The organism is Corynebacterium pacaense (assembly GCF_900169525.1).
Lineage (GTDB): Bacteria > Actinomycetota > Actinomycetes > Mycobacteriales > Mycobacteriaceae > Corynebacterium > Corynebacterium pacaense.
Genome location: NZ_LT821240.1, coordinates 449,810 through 469,563 on the forward strand (window position 1 = coordinate 449,810; position 19,754 = coordinate 469,563).

A 19,754-nucleotide genomic window follows, 5' to 3' on the forward strand; every position below is an offset into this window, starting at 1 on the left:
TCTCCTTAAGCTCCGTGTGTCGTGTTGTGCTCTTCGAGCAGTTCATGGATGTCTGCGGGGTCCTCCGCTGCGGACTCCTCCTCATCGAAGAAGGGACGCAGCCCGATCGCGTACTGGATGTCCGAGTTGGATGAACCCGCGGACACCATCGGCCACACCTGCGCATCCTCACCGACGATGAAATCGATGACCACGGGACGGTCATTGATCTCCCTCGCCCTCTGGATGGCGGGAAGCACCTCCTCCTCGCTGGTGACACGGATGGCGACGCAGCCGAGTCCCTCGGAGAGCCGGACGAAATCCGGAACATAGGATCCCTGGTCGCGCAGCTTGGTGTTGGAGTAGCGGCCCCCGTAGAACAGGGTCTGCCACTGGCGCACCATCCCGAGATTTCCGTTGTTGATCAGGGCGACCTTGATGGGAAGCCCCTCCACCGCGGAGGTGGTCAGCTCCTGGTTGGTCATCTGGAAGCATCCGTCACCGTCGATGGCCCAGACCTCCTTGTCCGGCGCTCCCGCCTTGGCACCCAGTGCCGCGGGGACGGCGTAGCCCATGGTGCCCAGACCGCCGGAGTTCAGCCAGGTGCGCGGCTTCTCAAAGTCGAGGAACTGCGCGGCCCACATCTGGTGCTGCCCGACGCCGGCGACGTAGATGGCGTCCGGACCGACCTCCCTGGAGAGGGTCTCGATGACGAACTGCGGGGACAGTGCCCCGTCCGCCTGCTTGTCGTATCCCCGCGGGAAGCGATCCCGCAGCGACTTGAGGTAGTCGACCCAGGGGGAGATGTCGCCTGTAGGGTTCTTCCTGTTCTTCACCGTGGCGATCAACTGGGTCAGCACCTCCCTGGCATCCCCGACGATGGGGACGTCGACCTGTTTGATCTTCCCGATCTCCGCGGGATCGACATCGGCGTGGATGATCTTGGCCTCCGGGGCGAAGCTGTCAACCTCGCCGGTGACACGGTCATCGAAGCGCGCCCCGATGGTGATCAACAGATCTGATCGCTGCAGAGCCCCGACGGCGGCGACTGTGCCGTGCATGCCGGGCATTCCCATGTGCAGCTCATGTGACTCCGGGAAGGCGCCGAGTGCCATGAGTGTGGTCACGACCGGGATTCCCGTGTATTCGGCGAATTCAAGCAGCTCGCGGTGGGCATCGGCCTTGATCACGCCGCCGCCGATGTAGAGCACCGGCTTCTTCGCCTCACCGATCAGTTTCACCGCCTGTTCGATCTGCCTGGCGTGGGGTGCGGTGACCGGACGGTAGCCCGGAAGATCGATCTTCGGCGGCCAGATGAAGTCCAGCTCGGCGTTCTGCACGTCCTTGGGGATGTCCACGAGCACCGGACCCGGGCGCCCGGTCAGGGCGAGGTGGAAGGCCTCGGCCAGTGCCTGCGGAATGTCCTCGGGGTGGGTGACCATGAAGTTGTGCTTGGTCACCGGCATGGTGATACCGCGGATATCGGCCTCCTGGAAGGCATCGGTGCCCAGCAGCTTGCTGCCGACCTGGCCGGTGATGGCCACCACCGGGACCGAATCGAGGTGGGCGTCGGCGATGGGGGTGACCAGGTTGGTCGCACCGGGACCGGAGGTGGCGATGCACACTCCGACCTTGCCCGTGACCTGGGCGTATCCGGTGGCGGCATGGCCGGCACCCTGCTCGTGCCGCACCAGCACGTGACGGACCTTCGTCGAGGAGTAGAGCGGATCGTACACCGGAAGCACGGCACCGCCGGGAATGCCGAACACCACGTCGGCGTTGAGTTCCTCGAGCGAGCGGACAATTGCCTGGGCCCCGGTCATGCGCTCGGGCGCGCTAGAGCGGCCACGGCTGGCAACCGTGGATGGAGTGGGCTGTTGAGAAGCGGCCACGTTCACGATTATCTGACTCCTTTTCACTAAGGGGACTTAACACATTGAATTGTTCCGACGCGGGTGCGTGTTCACGCTGTGCGACAGATGTCTGGTGCCCCACCGGCCGCTGATGATGTGCAGCCAATGAGAAAGCCCTCGAATCAGCACTGTGGTGGGTGCTGTCGAGGGCGCTTGACGAGACGACTTGTAAGGCCGCTACGGCAGGCGCCGCGTGGGTACGAGTACAAGTCGAAGAATGGTCATGTCATGTAATGCTACACACAGGCCCGCCAACCACCTACTCAGGTCACCGACACTCCCCCCTCGGGGTTAATTTTTTGAGACGATGCACCCCATTCCGTCTCAAAAACACTCGCCGTCCCCGACTCACCGCCTTGCCAGACTTCACCCAGCGCTTCCGCACCACATGGGTCTAACCTGAAGGCATGGCATTAAGTTTCATCATCAGCACCCTGTGGAGCTGGATCGAGACCACCGGTCTCAACCTGGCCATCATCCTGGTGATCGCACTGCTTGTCCCCCGGGTCGGCAGACTCGCGGTGAGAATCGTCCGCCAACGCGTGGAAAACTCCGGCGACGCCGAGGAGGGCAAGAACCAGCTCGCCTTCGCCGGTGTCGGCGTCTACATCGTGCAGATCATCGCGTTCTTCATTCTCACGGTCCTGGCCCTGCAACAGGTCGGGTTCTCCCTGGCCGGCGCGGCCATACCCGCCACCGTCGCATCGGCCGCCATCGGTTTCGGCGCACAGTCGATCATCGCCGATTTCCTCGCCGGGTTCTTCATCCTCACGGAGAAGCAGTTCGGTGTCGGCGACTGGGTCCGCTTCGAGGGCAGCGGCGTCGACGTCGAGGGCACGGTCATCCAGATCACCATGCGCGCGACCAAGATCCGCACGATCTCGCAGGAAACAATCAACATTCCCAATTCCGCAGCCAAGATATGCATCAACAACTCCAACACCTGGTCGCGGGCCGTGGTGGTCATGCCGGTGCCGATGCTCGGCTCCGCCAACATCAACGAGGTCATCCTGCGCTCGGAGGACGCCGCGCGGCGCGCGCTGGCCCAGGACAACGTAGCTCCCGAGATTCTCGGTGAACTTGATGTCCACCCCGCCATCGACGTCCAGCCCCCGACGGTGGTCGGCATGCCCTGGATGGTGAGCATGCGCTTTCTGGTCCAGGTCACCGCCGGCAACCACTGGATGGTCGAGCGTGCCATCCGGACGCAGATCATCAACGAGTTCTGGAAGGAGTACGGTTCCGCGACGACGACCTCCGGAATGTTCGTGGACACACTCAACGTCGAGGATCACCCCGTCGATGTATCGATCAACTCCGGGGCCGGATCGGCGCGGCCGTCCACTCATTCCGCGGAGGCCCCGACCCACCAGGAGCCGAAGAAGACTGACGACGCCACGACCGTGGAACCCGCCACCGAAGTTGACGCGGACGCACCCACGGCCACACTGGCCACGGCACCCGTCAAACCGGAGAAGGCCGAGGCCAAGCGTCCCGATATCTCCACCCCGATCGAGATGGAGAATGAGCACAAGGAGGACTCCGAGCGGCCGGGGGTCTTCCGCTCCGATGCGCACCTCCGTCCCTGGCAGAAGGTACTCTCGCTCGGCGGCCGGGTCCGGATGAGCACCACGCTGATGATCCTGACGCTGATGGTCCTGCTGGTCTGCAAGGCCTTCGCGGTCGAACCGAGCGAGGACTGGGAGGCCAACAATCCCGGCCCGACACCCACCTCCGAACAGCTCACCCCCACCGAATCCTCCGCGATCCCCACAACCAGCGTGGAGCCGACGCAGTCGGAGACCAGCGCGACGACAACCACGGGTACCCGGGCACCGACCAGCTCACTAAATGACACCCCGGAGGAGGACACCGGCGAGGCGACAACCTCGCAGACGCCCTTCCGGGAGCAGAGCACGCGCACGGCCACCAGTGGTACGAGCACACCGGCAACCGTGGCACCGCGTCTCGAGCAGCTGACCACCGAGCCGACCCCGGCCGGCTGATTTAAGACATGTCCGCCCCCTTTACTACTATGAGGGACTATGAGTTCAGACCCACAAGACACGGCCGCCGAAGCAGCTCAACAAGCTGTCCGGTTCCACCCGGAGCGCACCCACATTCTCAGCGCGGTCGTTCTGGGGCTGATCTCCCTCCTGGTCATCGGGGCCGCACCCCTGTATCTCTTCTGGCTGCTGGTCTTCCCGGCCCTGTTCATCTACTGGGTGCTCAAATCTGAGACCGTCGTCGATTCCTCGGGCATCCGCGTCCGCTACGCCTTCAAGGGTGGCAAGGAGGTGCCGTGGGAGGATTTCTCCGGAATCGGTTTCAAAGGTGCCGGCGCCTTCGCCCGCACAACCTCCGGCACCGAGATCCCACTGCCCGGCGTGTCCTTCAACTCACTCCCCGAGCTCCAGCGCGCCTCGAACGGCCGGATCCCCGATGTCCTCACCCAGGGCAGGCAGGCCATGGACGGCAAGGTCGTGGTGGTCACCGAGGACGGAGACTCCATCCTTCTGACCAGGGAGGAGTACCTGGAGCGCCAGAAGGCCCTGGACAGAGACGTGCAGATCGACTTCGACGGGCAGGACGGGAATACCGGCACCGCGCCCGGCGTTGAATACCCCACCGACACCCGCGAGTAGCATGAACATGTTCCCAGGACCCGACTACCCCGGGGTCCGCGACCTTCTCCTGTTTTTCCAGACTACAAGTCTGATGACCTCACCCGATACTCAATAGAGCTGATTTGAAAAGCGCATCATGATTCCTCTTCGTTCAAAAGTCACCACCGTCGGACGCAACGCCTCCGGTGCCCGCGCACTATGGCGCGCCACCGGCACCAGGGAAAACGAGTTCGGTAAGCCGATCGTGGCCATCGTAAACTCCTACACCCAGTTCGTGCCCGGTCACGTCCACCTGAAAAATGTCGGTGACATCGTCGCGGATGCCGTGCGCAGGGCCGGCGGTGTTCCCAAGGAGTTCAACACCATCGCCGTCGACGATGGTATCGCCATGGGCCACGGCGGCATGCTCTATTCGCTGCCGAGCCGCGAGATCATCGCCGATTCGGTCGAATACATGGTCAACGCCCACACCGCCGACGCGATGGTGTGCATCTCCAATTGTGACAAGATCACCCCCGGCATGCTCAATGCTGCGATGCGGTTGAACATCCCCACCGTGTTCGTCTCCGGCGGCCCGATGGAGGCCGGAAAGGCCGTCGTGGTTGACGGTGTCGCCCACGCCCCGACCGATCTGATCACCGCCATTTCCGCATCGGCCAACAGTGCGGTCAACGAGGCCGGTCTGGCTGCCGTCGAGGCCGCGGCGTGCCCGACCTGCGGCTCCTGTTCGGGCATGTTCACCGCCAATTCGATGAACTGCCTCACCGAGGCCCTCGGTCTCTCACTGCCCGGCAACGGTTCCACCCTCGCCACCCACGCCGCACGGCGCGCACTGTTTGAGAAGGCCGGTGAGAGCGTCGTCAGGCTCTGTGAGCGCTATTACGGCGAGGAGGACACCTCCGTTCTCCCGCGTGGCATCGCCACCAAGCACGCCTTTGAAAACGCCATGGCCCTGGACATGGCGATGGGCGGCTCGACGAACACCATCCTGCACATTCTCGCCGCGGCGCAGGAGGGCGAGGTGGATTTCGATCTCAGCGACATCGATGAGCTCTCCCGCCGCGTGCCGTGCCTGTCCAAGGTCGCCCCGAACTCGGACTACCACATGGAGGATGTTCACCGCGCCGGCGGCATCCCCGCGCTGCTTGGTGAACTCAACCGTGCCGGACTGCTCAGGCGTGATGTGCACTCGGTGCACTCCCCCGACCTGGAGTCCTGGCTCGCGGCCTGGGATATCCGTTCCGGGGAGACCTCGGCGGAGGCGACCGAGCTCTTCCACGCGGCACCGGGCGGGATCCGCACCACCGAGGCGTTCTCCACCGACAACCGCTGGGACGAGCTCGACACGGATGCGGCCACCGGGTGCATCCGCGATTCTGAGCACGCCTACACCGCAGACGGCGGACTGGTGATCCTGCGCGGAAACATCGCCCCAGACGGCGCGGTGATCAAGGCCGCAGGCATCGACGAGTCACTGTGGCACTTCTCCGGCCCCGCGCGCGTGGTGGAGAGCCAGGAGGAGGCGGTGTCCGTGATCCTCAACAAGACCATCCAGCCCGGTGACGTCCTGGTGGTGCGCTATGAGGGCCCCTCAGGTGGACCCGGTATGCAGGAGATGCTCCATCCCACCGCGTTCCTCAAGGGTTCCGGGCTGGGCAAGAAATGCGCCCTGATCACCGACGGCCGTTTCTCCGGCGGCTCCTCCGGTCTCTCCATCGGCCACGTCTCCCCGGAGGCGGCCCACGGCGGGGTCATCGGACTGATCCAGGACGGCGACACGATCACCATCGACGTGCACAATCGCGTGCTCCAGGTCGAGGTCGACGATGAGGAGCTGCAGCGTCGCCGCACCGTCATCGAAAACTCGGAGAAGGCATGGGAGCCCGTCAACCGGAACCGTGTGGTGAGCAAGGCACTTCGCGCCTACGCCAAGATGGCCACCTCAGCGGACAAGGGTGCCGTGCGGCAGGTCGATTAACCATCGTGACCGGAGTCCCCGGCGAAAAAATCCTCAACCCGCGGGTTGAGGATTTTTCCTTGGTCTGTCTAGGGCCGGGGCAGGACGCCGGATCCGACGGGATTGACCCCGGCGCCGAACCACCACAGGACACCGGCCAGTGCGATGCCGAGGATGACGAAGATCCAGGAGCTCAGCAGCGGGCGGCGGGCCCACCCGCGGCCCGCATCGAGGGAGATCCGCCCCGGACCTGTGAACTGCAGACCGATGACCACCAGGGTCAGCAGCACCGCGAGGATGACCGGTTCACTGAGATCGCCCCAGGGCCCCTCGTGGATGGTGATCTCGTGCAGGGCCGTGAACGAGGTGGCCACCGTCGCCACGGCCGCTGCGACCGGGGTCATCAGGCCAAGGATCAGGAACACACCCGCGGCGAGTTCGATCGACGGAATGAGGATCGCCAGAACCTCGGGCAGCTGATAACCGGCGAAGTCGGTTTCCAGTCCGTTGAGACCGTCGGATCCGCCGAGTCCGAAGAAGGTGAACACGCCCCGTGCGACCAGATACGCGCCGATGACCACCCTGATGATGAGCACTCCGAAATCGAGCGTGCCACGTCGGGCGTCGGGCACCGCGACCGCCGCCTCTGGGTGGACACCGGTTCCGGTCTCCGCGGGCGCCTGGGTCACGGGTGCGAAGTCGGTGTCCGCATAATTGTCGGCGGGCCGATCAAGCGACCGCGTCGGTGGCGCCGGGAGCACCGGAGGCGCCGGCTCGGACTGGGCGAAGGGACGCGGTGCCACCGTGGTCGGCTGTGAATCAGCTGCGGAAGTCGGGGCGTCGGAGGCCAGGCCCTGGCGGTCCGGGCGTTCGAATGCCGTCGTCTCGCTGGATGTGGCACCCGTGGGCTGGATCGACTGCGGTGCGGCGCGCCCGCTCCTGGCGTAGGGATCAACCGGGGTCGAGCCACCATAGGTGGGGACATCCTCCTCCGGGTCCCCCAGGTCCAGGGGTTCCTGGTCGCGGCGGGCTTTCCCGATTCCGTCACCGGGAACTGCCGAGTACTTGGTGGTCTCAGGATTCGGGTCGTTGGTGCGAGAATTGTCAGTCATGCTGCCAGGGTATGTCAGATCGCTTCGCGGGGGCTGCACCGAAACCGGCGTGTACGTCGATGGTGATCAAGCTGTTACTCCGGACAGGTATCCAGTTGGCGCCCGAGCGCCTCATGCTCGGCGGGGGTGACCCACACCCCGTAACTGTGCTTTACCGAGATGATCCTGCGTGCGTACTCGCAGCGGAAGCTCCTGTCCGGCGGCAGCCAGGTCGCGGCGTCGCCGGCGCCCTTCTGCTGATTGAGCGGCCCGTCGACCGCCAGGAGGTTGGCCGGGTCGTTGGCGAAATCCCGCCGCTTCTGCTCATCCCAGGACTGTGCGCCCTTTTGCCATGCGTCGGCGAGTGCGACCAGATGGTCAATTTGAACCCTGGAGGAGGTCCGACTCCCCCGGAGAAAATCGATCGACTCCCCGGAGTAGGGGTCGTGCAGGGTACCCGACTCCACCAGGCAGTCGTGGGTGCCCTCGCGGATGGTCACCGGCCACAGGTCGCGGCGCAGGATGTCATTGCGGGTGTCACAGCCGTTGTGCCCGTATTCCACGGAGACATCATCACTCCAGGCCTGTCCGAACCGTTCGCGCTCATATCCGGTCTTCGGGGCCCGCCCGCGGATCTCGAGGCTGTTGAGTTCCTCGCGGTGGACATCGACTCCGACCGCCGACACGGGATCGGCGATCGCCGGAGCGGGTGGTGCATCCGGTGCGGAGCACCCGCCGATGCCCATCGCGGCGGCGACCGCGGCGGCAACCACCACCATCCACGGAGATTTCCCGCGCCATCCCACCGTTACCGGCCCCCACTCTCTGCTTCCAGCCCGCATTCCTGAATCCCTGCACTCTAACATCGGGTGGGGACACCCCCCGACACTGGCGCGGGAACCACCCCCCGGGCTAGTCTTGTTGATATATCACCAATCAAGGAAGAGGTCGATCCGATGAGCAGCACGTCTGAGGACTGGGCCGGAGACGCCCGCAACGCCTCCCCCGACGGAGAATTCGTCAGGGATACCAACTACATCACCGACAGGATCGTCGCCGGGATCGCCGAGGGTTCTGCGCCGGTGCCCCAGGCGGACGGCACGGAGCACTGGCCGGTGGAGGCCCACCGCTACCGGCTCGTCGCCGCTCGCGCCTGCCCGTGGGCGCACCGCACGGTGATCACGCGGCGGCTGCTGGGTCTCGAGGACTCGGTCTCGCTCGCCCTGGCCGGCCCCACCCACGACATTCGTTCCTGGACCTTCGACCTCGACCCGGGCGGGGTGGATCCGGTGCTGGGCATCCCCCGGCTCCAGGATGCCTATTTCAACCGTTTCCCCAACTATCCCCGGGGCATCACGGTTCCCGCCATCGTCGAGGAACGCAGCCGGAAGGTGGTCACCAACGATTATGCCTCGATCACCATCGACTTCAACCTCCAATGGAAGCGGTTCCACCGGCAGGGCGCCCCGGACCTCTACCCCGAGAATCTGCGGGCCGCGATGGAACCGGTGATGAAGAGAATTTTCACCGAGGTCAACAACGGTGTCTACCGTGCCGGATTCGCCGGAACGCAGGAGGCCTATGACGTCGCCTATGAGCGGCTCTGGGTGGCCATGGAATGGTTGGAGGAACGACTGGGAACACAGCGTTACCTGATGGGCGACCACATCACCGAGGCGGATGTCCGCCTCTACCCCACGCTGGTGCGATTCGATCCGGTCTACTACAGCCACTTCAAGTGCTCGCGGAACAAGATCACCGAGATGCCTAATCTCTGGGGCTACCTCCGCGATCTCTTCCAGACACCGGGCTTCGGCGACACCACGGATTTCACCGAGATCAAGCAGCACTACTTCATGACACACACCGAGATCAACCCCACCCGCATCGTCCCGCGCGGGCCCGAGCTCTCGGGCCTGGTGACCCCGCACGGACGGGAGCGGCTGGGGGGATCCCCCTTCGCCCCCGGCGCGCCCGCTCCCGGCCCCGTGCCCGCAGGCGAACGGGTGCGCAATCCCGAGCCCTTCCAGCTCTAATCGCGCAGCCCCGCCGCTGCGGCCCTGACCACGGCGCCGGTCAGGCGGGACAGCAGCGGTGACTCCAGTCGCCACCGCTGCCAGAACAGCGGGGTGTCCACGGGGGCGTCGTCAAGCAGCACGACCTCACCGGACCCCAGCATCGGAGAAGCCTGCATCTCCGGGAGCAGGCCCCAGCCGAGGCCGCGGCGCACGGCTTCGGCGAAGCCCTCCGCCGACGGCACGATGGACACCCGCCGACGCGCCGTGGGCCCCTCGGCGCGCCCCACCAGATCCCCGTCCTGCAGTGCGTCCCTGGGACCGAACCGGAGGACCGGCATGCCGGCCCAGTCGATTACACCCCCGGCGGAATGGGAATCGCGCAGGTCGGCGGTGGCCACGGCCAGATGGCGCATCGTCCCCAGAGCCAGCACCTCGCATCCGGACACCGGTACGGACTCCCGGGTGACCGCACCAAGAACATCGCCGCGGCGCAGCAGCGACAGCGTGTGCGCCTCATCCTCCATGCGCAGCCGGAGGGTGGCTCCCCGCCAGGTGGCCACTTCGCTGAATACCGGCGGGAACCAGGTGGCCAGCGAATCGGCGTTGATGGCCAGCGTCAACGGCACCTCCGCCAGCCGCCCGCTGAGCTGTGCCCGCGTCTCCGCCTGCAGCAGCGCCATCCGCCGGGCGGCCTGGACGAGGACCTCGCCGGCCTCGGTGGCGGCCGCGGGCTGGGCCCGTGAGACTAGAACGCGTCCGGTTTCGCTCTCCAGAGCCTTGATGCGCTGGCTGACCGCGGAGGGGGAGACCCCCAGCACCAGCGCGGCACCCTCGAAGCTTCCCTCATCGATGATGGCGAGCAGGGTCTCCAGGTGGATCGGGTTCATGAAGCAATTCTAAATCATGTTTAGATTCCATCATTTTACTTAAGTCGTACCTTGTTGGATCATCGTCGCCATGGACATTTTCATCACCGGCCTGGCACTGGGAGCCAGTCTGCTGCTCGCGATCGGCCCGCAGAACATCCTCGTGATCAAGCAGGGCGTGCGGCGGGAGGGCGTGGGGGCGGTGATCGTGGTGTGCCTGCTCTCCGACCTTGTTCTCTTCACCGCCGGAACCCTCGGGGTGGGTCTGATCAGCGGCACCGCCCCGATCATCATGGACATCCTTCGCTGGTGCGGCATCGCCTATCTGCTCTGGTTCGCCGCCCTCGCCGCCCGTGACACCGCACGGACACCGCGCGTCCGCGTGGTGGACGAGGGCGAACCACAGCGTATCGACGCCCCGACCGCACCCGGCGGCGTGGCCACGCTGACCCGCCGGCGGGCGACATGGATCACCCCGATGCTCATGGCCATTGCCCTGACCTGGCTCAACCCCAACGCCTATCTCGACGCCTTCGTGTTCATCGGGGGCGTGGGGGCGCAGTACGGCGACAGCGGCCGGTGGATCTTCGCCGCCGGTGCCTTCACGGCGAGCCTGATCTGGTTCCCCGCCGTCGGTTTCGGGGCCGCGGCACTGTCGGGGCCGTTGTCCCGCCCGGATGTCTGGCGCGTGATCAACCTCGGGGTGGCCCTGGTGATGTCCGCACTGGCAGTGAAACTGATGCTCATGGGCTGAAGGGCGGGATGGACCCGCCCGCCCGCTACCCCTCGCGGGTTTTCGACTGGGTCGCCTTCCCCCAGATGTTGATTCCGGCGTCGTGGGCTATTCCATCGATCGCGGCGAGCTCGGCCCCGCTGAACTCGAGATTGTCCAGGGCGTCGAGGTTGGAGTCGAGCTGACTCACCGAGGAGGCGCCCACCACTGCGCTCGTGACCGTCTCGACACCGTACTCCCCCTGCTTGCGCAGCACCCAGGCCAGCGCCATCTGCGCCAGGCTCTGGCCGCGCTCCTGGGCGATGTCGTTGAGTCTGCGGACCATGGTGAGGTTGTCCTCGGACAGCATGCCCTCGGACAGCGATTTGCCCTGGGCCGCGCGGGAATCGGCGGGAATCCCGTTGAGATAGCGGTCGGTGAGCAGACCCTGCGCGAGCGGTGAGAAGGCGATCACCCCGAGGCCGTTGTTCGCCGCGGAGGCCAACAGGGACTCCCCCTCATCGCCGGGCTCCTCGACCCAGCGGTTGACCAGGGAGTAGCTGGGCTGGTGGATCAAAAGCGGGCAGCCCTCCTCAGCCATGAACTCCGCCGCCTCCGCGGTCAGTTCCGGCCCGTAGGAGGAGATGCCCACATACAGCGCCTTGCCCGAGGAGACGATGTCGCGGAGTGCGTACATGGTTTCCTCGAGCGGGGTCTCGGGATCGGGGCGGTGATGGTAGAAGATGTCGACGTAGTCCACCCCGAGCCGTGCAAGCGACTGGTCAAGGGAGCTGAGCAGGTACTTCCGCGAGCCGCCGAAGCCATAGGGCCCCGGCCACATGTCCCATCCCGCCTTCGATGAGATGACCAGTTCGTCCCGGTGGGCGCTGAGATCCTCGCGGAGGATGCGTCCGAAGTTTGTCTCGGCCGAACCCGCGGGCGGGCCGTAATTGTTGGCGAGATCGAAGTGGGTCACCCCACGATCGAATGCGCGGTGGATGATCGCGCGCTGGTTCTCCAGCGGCCTGTCGTCGCCGAAGTTGTGCCACAGTCCGAGGGAGATGGCGGGCAGCTTCAGCCCGGAGTGGCCGACACGACGGTAGACCATGGAATCATAACGATGGGGCGCAGGAACATAAGTCATGCGCCCCATTGTGCGCCACCCCTCCCCGGTGGCGCAAAGACCTACTTGACCAGTCCGAAGCCGCCGGTCCAACCGATCTTCTCGGAGGCTGCCAGGGTCAGCTGGAGAAAGCCCACGGCCTCCAGCTCATGTGCGCGTCGGAGCGACCCTGCGTCGAGGGCATCGAGGCCACCCGCGTTGACGTCGGCGATCAGTGCCGACTTGGCGGCCTCATCATCTCCCGCCACCAGGACGGTGGTGGTCAGGTCGCCGATCCTGCCGCTGGCGAGGGTGGCGGCGAAGGTGGTGTTGAAGGCCTTGAGCACCACGGATTCGGGCAGCTTGGCCGCGATCTCGGCAGCTGCGGAGGAGCCGGCGGGAACGACGAGGGAGTCGAAGGTCTCAAAGTTGAGCGGATTGGTGATGTCGATGACGGTCTTGCCCGCCAGTGCCTCACCATGATTGGCGATGATGCCCTCGACGGCGGGGTACGGGACGGCCAGAATGACCACATCTCCGGTGATGGTCGCGGTCGCGGACTCCGCGGAGCCGATGTGGGTGACGGTTGCGCCGCCCTTGGTCAGCACTCCCGCGATGGCGGTGGCCATGTTTCCGGTTCCGAAGATGGTGTAGTTGGTCATTTTTACAGTCTCCCTGCGAGTGTTGGTTTCCTCCTGCGACAAGGCGGGCGATGCCTGCCTGCCACCGAAGAGCTTGTTGAGCAGATCCTTGATCATGAAATCACTCTAACTCCGATTTAATTTCCATGTCAACTAAATTTCACAAAAAAGAACGCCCCTCCCGGCAATCTCCGGGAGGGGCGGACCGGTGATCAGGCGAGTCGGGCCGCGATCAGCTTGTTCACCTGGGCCGGATCGGCCTTGCCCCTCGTCGCCTTCATCACGGCACCGACGATGGCGCCGGTCACCTTGTGACTTCCGGCACGGTACTTCTCCACGATGTCCGGGTTGGCCGCCAGTGCCTCATCGACCGCCTTCTCGATCGCACCGTCATCACGGACAACCTCCAGTCCCCTGGCGGCGATGACCTCATCGACATCACCCTCGCCCGCGAGCACACCGTCGATTGCCTGGCGCGCCAGCTTGTTGGTGAGCTTGCCCTCGGAGACCAGGGCGACCACCCGCGCGACCTGCGCCGGGGTGACGCCGAGTGCGTCGAGCTCGACGCCGGACTGATTCGACTTCTGCGAGAGGTAGGACACCCACCATGCTCGGGCCTCGTCCGGGGTCGTTCCCTGCTCCACCGTCTCGATGATCAGATCGAGCGCATTGGCGTTGACCAGGTCACGCATCTCGGCGTCGGAGAGCTTCCATTCCTGCTGAATCCGCGCCCTGCGGACCCAGGGCAGCTCGGGAAGGGTCGCGCGGATCTCCTCGACCCATTCCCTCGGAGCGAGCACCGGGGGCAGGTCGGGATCGTTGAAGTAGCGGTAGTCCTCGGCGGTCTCCTTCGGCCGTCCCTTGGCCGTGGATCCGTCACCTTCCTGGTAGTGACGCGTCTCCTGAACAATTGAACCGCCATTATCAAGCACCTGAGCTTGACGCTGCATCTCGAAGCGGATCGCCTGCTCCACGGACTTCAGCGAGTTGATGTTCTTGGTCTCGGTCCGGGTACCGAACTCCTCCTGCCCGTGCGGGCGGAGTGAGAGGTTGGCGTCGACACGCATGCTCCCCTGGTCCATGCGCGCATCCGAGACGCCCAGGGCCTTGACCAGGTCGCGCAGCGCCGAGACGTAGGCGCGTGCGACCTCCGGTGCGCGTTCGCCCGCTCCCTCGATCGGCTTGGTCACCACCTCGATCAGCGGGATGCCGGCACGGTTGCAGTCGACCAGCGACGCGGTTGCGCCACGGATGCGGCCCGAGGTGCCACCGAGGTGGGTGAGCTTGCCCGTGTCCTCCTCCATGTGCGCCCGCTCGATCTCCACACGCCACTGGGTGCCGTCGTCGAGCTGGACGTCGAGGTAGCCCTCGTAGGCGATGGGCTCGTCATACTGCGAGATCTGGTAGTTCTTCGGCTGATCCGGATAGAAGTAGTTCTTCCGCGCGAAGCGGGAGGATTCGGCGATGCTGCAGTTCAGCGCCAAACCGATCTTGATCGCCCACTCCACGCCGCGGGCGTTGACCACGGGCAGCGCGCCGGGCAGCCCGAGGGAGACGGGATCGACGTTACTGTTGGGCTCGGCGCCGAAATTCGCCGAGGAGGCGGAGAACATCTTGGTTTCGGTGGCCAGTTCGACGTGGACCTCCAGGCCCATCACGGGATCGTATTTCCCCAGAACCTCATCGAAGTCCATCAGATCATAGAAGGCTGCAGTCATGGGTCACCATTCTAGCCCGCTGCGGATGCTGAGGTGGGCACCGGGTCGGATGCTTCCCGACGCCCGCACCCCCCGCTAAAAGGCGACGCCGCTGCGGAACACGGCGTTGGCGAAAGCCGTGGTCTCACCGGTGCGCACGACGAAGGCGCAATCACCGATGAGGGCCTTGAGCTCCCCGTGATCCACCTCGGTCACCGGACACTCCAGCGCCCGTCTTACCTGCGGGGGAGCCTCCCGGGCGATGTAGGCCCCCTCCACCACCACCTCGGCCAGGAGAGCTCGCACCACCTGCGCGAAGGTGGGGACGCCGAACACCAGGGACAGATCGATGATCCTGACACGCTGCGGCACCGGCAGCCCGCAATCGGCGACCGCCCAGGTGTCTGTGTGGCCGAGGCGGGCCACACTGTAGTTGAGCTCGGGGTTGAGCAGACCGGTCTTCTTCATCAGCGGTAGTCGGCGATGTTGTCCGAGGTCACGGTGACCACCTCCACGGGAACCTCGGCCTCCGCCTGCTCGCCGCGGAGCAGCTTGGTGGCCTCCTCCACCGCCCTGGCACCGAGAACCTCCGGCTGCTGGGCGATGGTGGCCAGCATCCGGCCATCGGAAATGGCGGCCAGACCCTCATCGGTGCCGTCGAATCCGACCACGATCACCTCGGAACCCGCACGGTCGCCCAGTGCCTCGATCGCCCCCAGCGCCATTTCATCATTCTCGGCGAAGATCGCCCTGACATTGGGGTGCGCCTGCAACAGGTTGGTGGCGACATTAAGGCCCTGGGCACGGTCGAATCCGGCGGTCTGCTTGGCCGCGACGGTGATTCCGGGATGCGTGGCGATCTCCTCCTCGAAGCCGCGTCCCCGGTCCCTCGATGCCGAGGAACCGGCGAGGCCCTGGAGGATGATGATCTCGCCCCCGCCACCGAGTGCATCGGCCAGCACCGCCGCGGCCTGTCGGCCGCCGGCGACGTTGTCCGAGGCGATGAAGGAGTCGATGCTACCGCCGTTGGCGGAACGGTCGACGGCCACGACCGGGATGCCCGCGGTGTTGAGCGTCTCGACGGCCGGGACGATCGCGTCGGAATCGGTGGGATTGACGATCACCACTCCCGCACCCGTGGTCGCCGCGTTGTTGACCTGATTGACCTGGGTCGCCGCGTCATCGGAGGCGTCCTGGACATTGAGGGTCACCCCCAGTTCCTCCGCCTTGTCCTGCGCCCCGTCACGCAGCTGCACGAAGAAGGGATTGGTCTGCGTGGACAGCGCAAGGGTGATCGAGTCGTTGGTGGACCCGCCCTCAGCGGTGGTGGAGTCGCGGTTGCAGGCACTCAGGCCCAGTGCCAGTGCCAGGGAGGCGGTCAGTGCGATTGTCTTCTTGAGCATCATGGATTCCTTCTACTTGGTGGTCTTGTTGCGGATGACATCGAAGCCGACGGCCAGGGCGATGACCAGTCCGATGACGATCTGTTGCCAAAAGGATGAGACGTTGAGAATGTTGAGTCCGTTGCGGATCACGGCCAGCAGGATCGCACCGATCAGGGTCCCGGTGGCCCGCCCCGAGCCACCGGCGAGCGAGGCTCCGCCGATGACCACGGCCGCGATGGCGTCGAGCTCATAGCCCACGCCCGCCTGCGGCTGGGCGGAGGAGAGCCTGCCCGTCATCACCAGACCGGCCCGCCGCAAAGACGCCCGCCAGCGCGTAGACGGTGACCAGAATGCGTTTGACGGGAAGTCCAGACAGCCGTGCGGCCTCCATGTTTCCGCCGATCGCGTACATCGACCGGCCCAGCACCGTCCTGGACAGGATGAACCAGCAGATGATTCCGGCCAATGCCATCATCATGATCGGCATGGGAATGCCGAGGTAGGTCCTGCCCAGGGCGTTGACCGCCGGTGCCGAGGGGATCGGCGACCCCTGGGAGATCACCAGAGTCACCCCCCTGGCGATCGACATCATGGCCAGGGTGGCGATGAAGGCGGGCAGTTTTCCATAGGCGATCGCGATGCCGGAGATGGCACCGGCGAGCAGCCCCATCAGCAATCCGATGATCAATGTGATCCAGCCGGGCAGGCCGACCTCGGTGAAGAAGTAGGCCGAGGTCATGGCACCCAGCGCGGCGACGGAGCCGACGGAAAGGTCAATACCGGCGGTGACGATGACGAAGGTCATTCCGAAGGCGAGGATGGCCACCGTGGCCGACTGGATGCCGATATTGATCAGGTTGGGCACGGTGAGAAAGTGCGGGGTGGCGATAAACAATCCGATGCACAGCAGGATCAGCCCGACCAGCGCACCATTGTTGAGCATCCACCGGACCAGGGGTCCCGTTCTTTTCGCCCCCTGTGCGGGGGCGGTCGATGATTGGGTCATCGTCCCTCCTTTTCCAGTTCCGCCTCGGCCTTTTCCGTGATCGATGACTCAACCTGGGATACCGCCAGCGACATGACGTCGTCCTGGGTGCTCCCCGCCGCCGGGAGCTCCCCGGCGATCCGGCCGCCGGACATCACGAGGATCCGATCGGCCATGCCGAGCACCTCGGGCAGCTCGGAGGAGACCATGAGCACCGCACCGCCGGCGGCGGTGATGTCATTGATGATGTTGTAGATCTCCACCTTTGCGCCCACGTCGACTCCCCGGGTCGGTTCGTCGAGAAGCAGCACCTTTGATCCGGCCAGAACCCAGCGGCCGAACACGGCCTTTTGCTGGTTGCCGCCGGAGAGATCGCGGATGGGCTGGCCGATGTCGGCCATCCGGATGCGCAGCTTCTGCGCCACCTCCGTGGAACGGCGGAGCTGTCCGCGCCGGTCAACCAGCCCCAGGCGGGCCGTCGGTGCCATGGTGGCAAGTCCCAGGTTCTCCGAGATGGAGGCGTCCGGGACAAGCCCCTGAGCTTTACGATCCTCCGGAACGTGACCGATGCCCGCGGCAATGGCCGCTGCGATGTCATGGGTTCTCAGTCGCTTCCCGTTGACCTTCACCTCGCCGGAGTCCACCGGATCCACCCCGGCGATGCCACGGACGACCTCGGTGCGACCCGCACCGACCAGTCCCGCCAGACCCACGACCTCGCCCGCCCTGACGCTGAGGGAGATGTCGCTGAACCGGCCGGCGGCACTGAGATTGCTGACCTCGAGCAGGGGCTCACCGATCTCCGGGGCGACACGGGGGTACTGGTTGTCAATGCTGCGGCCGACCATGAGCCGGACCAGCTCGTCCTCCCCCGTGTCCGCGGGCAGCTCGGCGATGAACTTCCCATCGCGCAGCACCGACACCGTGTCACCGATCCTGGCGATCTCATCGAGGTGGTGGGAGATGAAGACCATGGCCACTCCCCTGGCCTTGAGATCATCGACGACCCTGAACAGCTGATCGATCTCGCGCCCGGTCAGTGCGGCGGTGGGTTCATCCAGAATGAGCATGCGGGCGTTCATGGACAGCGCCTTGGCTATCTCGACCATCTGCTGGCGTGCGATGCCGAGGCTGCCCACCTCGGTGTTGAGTGACACATCGACACCGATGAGATCGAGAGCCGCCCTTGCCTGCCTGCGCAGATGCGTGAAGTTGACCATCCCGAATCTTCTCGGGGTGCGTCCGAGCATGACGTTTTCAGCCACCGTCATCGTCGGGACGAGGTTGAGTTCCTGGTGGATGGTGGCGATGCCGTGGTTCTCGGCACTGCGCGTGCTAGGGAGGACGGTCGGCTGTCCATCGATCAGGATTCGGCCGCCGTCCGGCTGGTGGACCCCGGCCATCATCTTGATCAGTGTGGATTTTCCCGCACCGTTCTCGCCCAGCAGTGCCTGAACGCGCCCTGGCCGGACATCGATGCTCACGCGGTCGATCACATTGACGGGGCCGAAGGACTTCGAGACCTCCTCCAATCGGAGCACCGGGGGCGGATCCCCCGCATGTTGTGTCACGTCCGGGTTCATTGATCGGCCTCCGCACAGCGCCTGGTGGAGCCGTTGATGGTCAGTGTCGTCGGAATGCGGATCTGGACAACCTCCGGGGACTCACCGGCGATGATCGTCTGCAGCGAGGCGAAGGCCGCGGCCCCCATCTCCTCGACGTGCTGATCAATGATGGTCAGCGCCGGGTTCTGCAGCCGGAAGGCCGGGTTGTTATCGAAACCGATCAGCTGGAGCTCTTCGCCGAGCCGCAGGTCCAGCTCGTGGATGGCGAGCAGGGCGCCGATGGTCATCATGGAGTCTCCGGCAAGGATGGCGTTGGCCCCCTGACCGAGAAGCTCCTTGACCCCTTCGTAGCCCGCCTTCTGCCGGTACCCTCCGAAATAGATGACGGTGTCCCGGATTCCCCGCTCCGCGCAGAGATCGCGGAAGGCGGCCAGGCGTTCCCTGCCCGTCGAGGTGTCCTGGGGACCCGAAAGGTAGCCGACCTTGAGTCCGGTTCCCGCGTACAGGTCAACCGCCGCTGTCATTCCGGGTAGCGGATCGGAGCACACCGAGGCGATGTCGGGATTGCCGAGGGTGCGGTCCGCCAGGACGATGGGCACCCCCCTGCCGACGAGTTCGGTGACCTTCTCCTCGGTCTGCATGTGCGGCACCACGATGATGCCGTCAAGTCGCTGGTCATCCATGATCTCCAGCGAGCGGGCGAGGATCTCCGGATCCTCCTCGGAGTTGGTGAGGATGGTGGAGACACCGGCCTCCCTCGCTGCCGTCTGGATGGCCGTTGCCAGGGCGGCGAAATAGGGGTTGCGGATGTTGGGGATGATCACGCCGATGGTGTCTGTGCGCGATTTTCGCAGTGCCCGGGCCTGTGCATTGGGTCGGTAGCTGAGCTTCTCCGCGGCCTCGATGACCTTCTGCCGGGTGGCTTCGGGGATGCTGGTGTTCTGTGACAGGGCCCTGGAGACCGTACTCACTGACAGCGAGGTCGCCCGGGCTATGTCCTTGAGCGTGGTGGCGCGCTTTTTAGCGAGTCGATCGGAATCTGCCATCACTCCACCTTTCTGATTTTCCACCCCCGCCGGGGTGGATATCATGGAACGCAATCGTTTGCATTCCCATAATTCAGAAGCTAGAGCATCCGCCTCGTACGTGTCAAGTATCCCAGGTCACATAGATGTACAAAAAGGACCCGTATCTCAGCTCCATGGGAGCCGGGATC

16 protein-coding genes and 1 pseudogene are annotated in these 19,754 nt (G+C 65.2%); 5 read left to right on the forward strand and 12 right to left on the reverse strand.

Annotation, left to right across the window (positions count from 1 at the left end; translation table 11 throughout):
• Positions 1 to 5: 5 nt before the first annotated feature.
• Positions 6 to 1,877, reverse strand: coding sequence for an acetolactate synthase large subunit (locus B7E02_RS09210; protein ID WP_080795266.1), 1,872 nt, complete (start codon positions 1,875 to 1,877; stop codon positions 6 to 8).
• A gap of 422 nt (positions 1,878 to 2,299) precedes the next feature.
• On the opposite strand from B7E02_RS09210, the gene B7E02_RS09215 reads away from it, so the two are divergent.
• The 3 genes from B7E02_RS09215 to ilvD all read left to right on the forward strand — a co-directional run bounded on the left by B7E02_RS09215 (position 2,300) and on the right by ilvD (position 6,497).
• On the forward strand, positions 2,300 to 3,898 hold the full coding sequence (locus B7E02_RS09215) for a mechanosensitive ion channel family protein (protein WP_143336720.1): 1,599 nt from the start codon (positions 2,300 to 2,302) through the stop codon (positions 3,896 to 3,898).
• Positions 3,899 to 3,937: 39 nt separating this feature from the next.
• Positions 3,938 to 4,537 carry a PH domain-containing protein gene (locus tag B7E02_RS09220; RefSeq protein WP_080795269.1) on the forward strand — a complete coding sequence of 200 codons (600 nt, stop codon included), beginning with the start codon at positions 3,938 to 3,940 and terminating at the stop codon, positions 4,535 to 4,537.
• Between the two features lie 118 nt (positions 4,538 to 4,655).
• Positions 4,656 to 6,497, forward strand: coding sequence for a dihydroxy-acid dehydratase (gene ilvD, locus B7E02_RS09225; RefSeq protein WP_080795271.1), 1,842 nt, complete (start codon positions 4,656 to 4,658; stop codon positions 6,495 to 6,497).
• A 68-nt stretch (positions 6,498 to 6,565) separates the two neighbouring features.
• Here ilvD and B7E02_RS09230 read toward each other — a convergent pair whose 3' ends face one another.
• Together B7E02_RS09230 and B7E02_RS09235 are read right to left on the reverse strand one after the other, a co-directional pair.
• On the reverse strand, positions 6,566 to 7,588 hold the full coding sequence (locus B7E02_RS09230; protein WP_080795274.1) for a DoxX family protein: 1,023 nt from the start codon (positions 7,586 to 7,588) through the stop codon (positions 6,566 to 6,568).
• A gap of 74 nt (positions 7,589 to 7,662) precedes the next feature.
• Entirely contained in the window at positions 7,663 to 8,346 is a 684-nt protein-coding gene (locus tag B7E02_RS09235; protein ID WP_245802239.1) for an HNH endonuclease family protein, read from the reverse strand.
• Between the two features lie 177 nt (positions 8,347 to 8,523).
• Here B7E02_RS09235 and B7E02_RS09240 point away from each other — a divergent pair, with 177 nt between their 5' ends.
• Positions 8,524 to 9,603 carry a glutathione S-transferase family protein gene (locus B7E02_RS09240; protein WP_080795280.1) on the forward strand — a complete coding sequence of 360 codons (1,080 nt, stop codon included), beginning with the start codon at positions 8,524 to 8,526 and terminating at the stop codon, positions 9,601 to 9,603.
• Here the strand turns inward: B7E02_RS09240 and B7E02_RS09245 are convergent.
• Positions 9,600 to 10,472, reverse strand: a complete 873-nt coding sequence (locus tag B7E02_RS09245) for a LysR family transcriptional regulator ArgP (protein ID WP_080795283.1) — start codon at positions 10,470 to 10,472, stop codon at positions 9,600 to 9,602. The genes B7E02_RS09240 and B7E02_RS09245 overlap by 4 nt on opposite strands.
• A gap of 70 nt (positions 10,473 to 10,542) precedes the next feature.
• On the opposite strand from B7E02_RS09245, the gene lysE reads away from it, so the two are divergent.
• Positions 10,543 to 11,205 (forward strand): L-lysine exporter, encoded by a 663-nt coding sequence (gene lysE, locus B7E02_RS09250; RefSeq protein WP_143336721.1) that lies wholly within the window; start codon positions 10,543 to 10,545, stop codon positions 11,203 to 11,205.
• Positions 11,206 to 11,230: 25 nt separating this feature from the next.
• Here lysE and mgrA read toward each other — a convergent pair whose 3' ends face one another.
• The 8 genes and pseudogenes from mgrA to B7E02_RS09290 all read right to left on the reverse strand — a co-directional run bounded on the left by mgrA (position 11,231) and on the right by B7E02_RS09290 (position 19,584).
• Positions 11,231 to 12,316 carry an L-glyceraldehyde 3-phosphate reductase gene (gene mgrA / locus B7E02_RS09255; RefSeq protein WP_080795287.1) on the reverse strand — a complete coding sequence of 362 codons (1,086 nt, stop codon included), beginning with the start codon at positions 12,314 to 12,316 and terminating at the stop codon, positions 11,231 to 11,233.
• 32 nt (positions 12,317 to 12,348) lie between these two features.
• Positions 12,349 to 12,927, reverse strand: a complete 579-nt coding sequence (locus B7E02_RS09260) for an NADPH-dependent F420 reductase (protein ID WP_080796875.1) — start codon at positions 12,925 to 12,927, stop codon at positions 12,349 to 12,351.
• Positions 12,928 to 13,118: 191 nt separating this feature from the next.
• The gene (gene gatB / locus B7E02_RS09265) at positions 13,119 to 14,624 is read right to left on the reverse strand and encodes an Asp-tRNA(Asn)/Glu-tRNA(Gln) amidotransferase subunit GatB (protein ID WP_080795290.1); all 1,506 of its coding nucleotides are present in this window, start codon (positions 14,622 to 14,624) and stop codon (positions 13,119 to 13,121) included.
• Positions 14,625 to 14,699: 75 nt separating this feature from the next.
• On the reverse strand, positions 14,700 to 15,071 hold the full coding sequence (gene rbsD / locus B7E02_RS09270; RefSeq protein WP_080795293.1) for a D-ribose pyranase: 372 nt from the start codon (positions 15,069 to 15,071) through the stop codon (positions 14,700 to 14,702).
• Entirely contained in the window at positions 15,071 to 16,009 is a 939-nt protein-coding gene (locus B7E02_RS09275; RefSeq protein ID WP_080795294.1) for a D-ribose ABC transporter substrate-binding protein, read from the reverse strand. The genes rbsD and B7E02_RS09275 overlap by 1 nt, the downstream gene beginning before the upstream one ends.
• Before the next feature lie 9 nt (positions 16,010 to 16,018).
• A pseudogene (locus B7E02_RS09280) lies at positions 16,019 to 16,931 on the reverse strand (ABC transporter permease).
• A 59-nt stretch (positions 16,932 to 16,990) separates the two neighbouring features.
• Positions 16,991 to 18,544, reverse strand: coding sequence for a sugar ABC transporter ATP-binding protein (locus B7E02_RS09285; protein WP_245802240.1), 1,554 nt, complete (start codon positions 18,542 to 18,544; stop codon positions 16,991 to 16,993).
• Between the two features lie 8 nt (positions 18,545 to 18,552).
• Positions 18,553 to 19,584 (reverse strand): LacI family DNA-binding transcriptional regulator, encoded by a 1,032-nt coding sequence (locus tag B7E02_RS09290; protein WP_080795299.1) that lies wholly within the window; start codon positions 19,582 to 19,584, stop codon positions 18,553 to 18,555.
• Positions 19,585 to 19,754 lie beyond the last annotated feature (170 nt).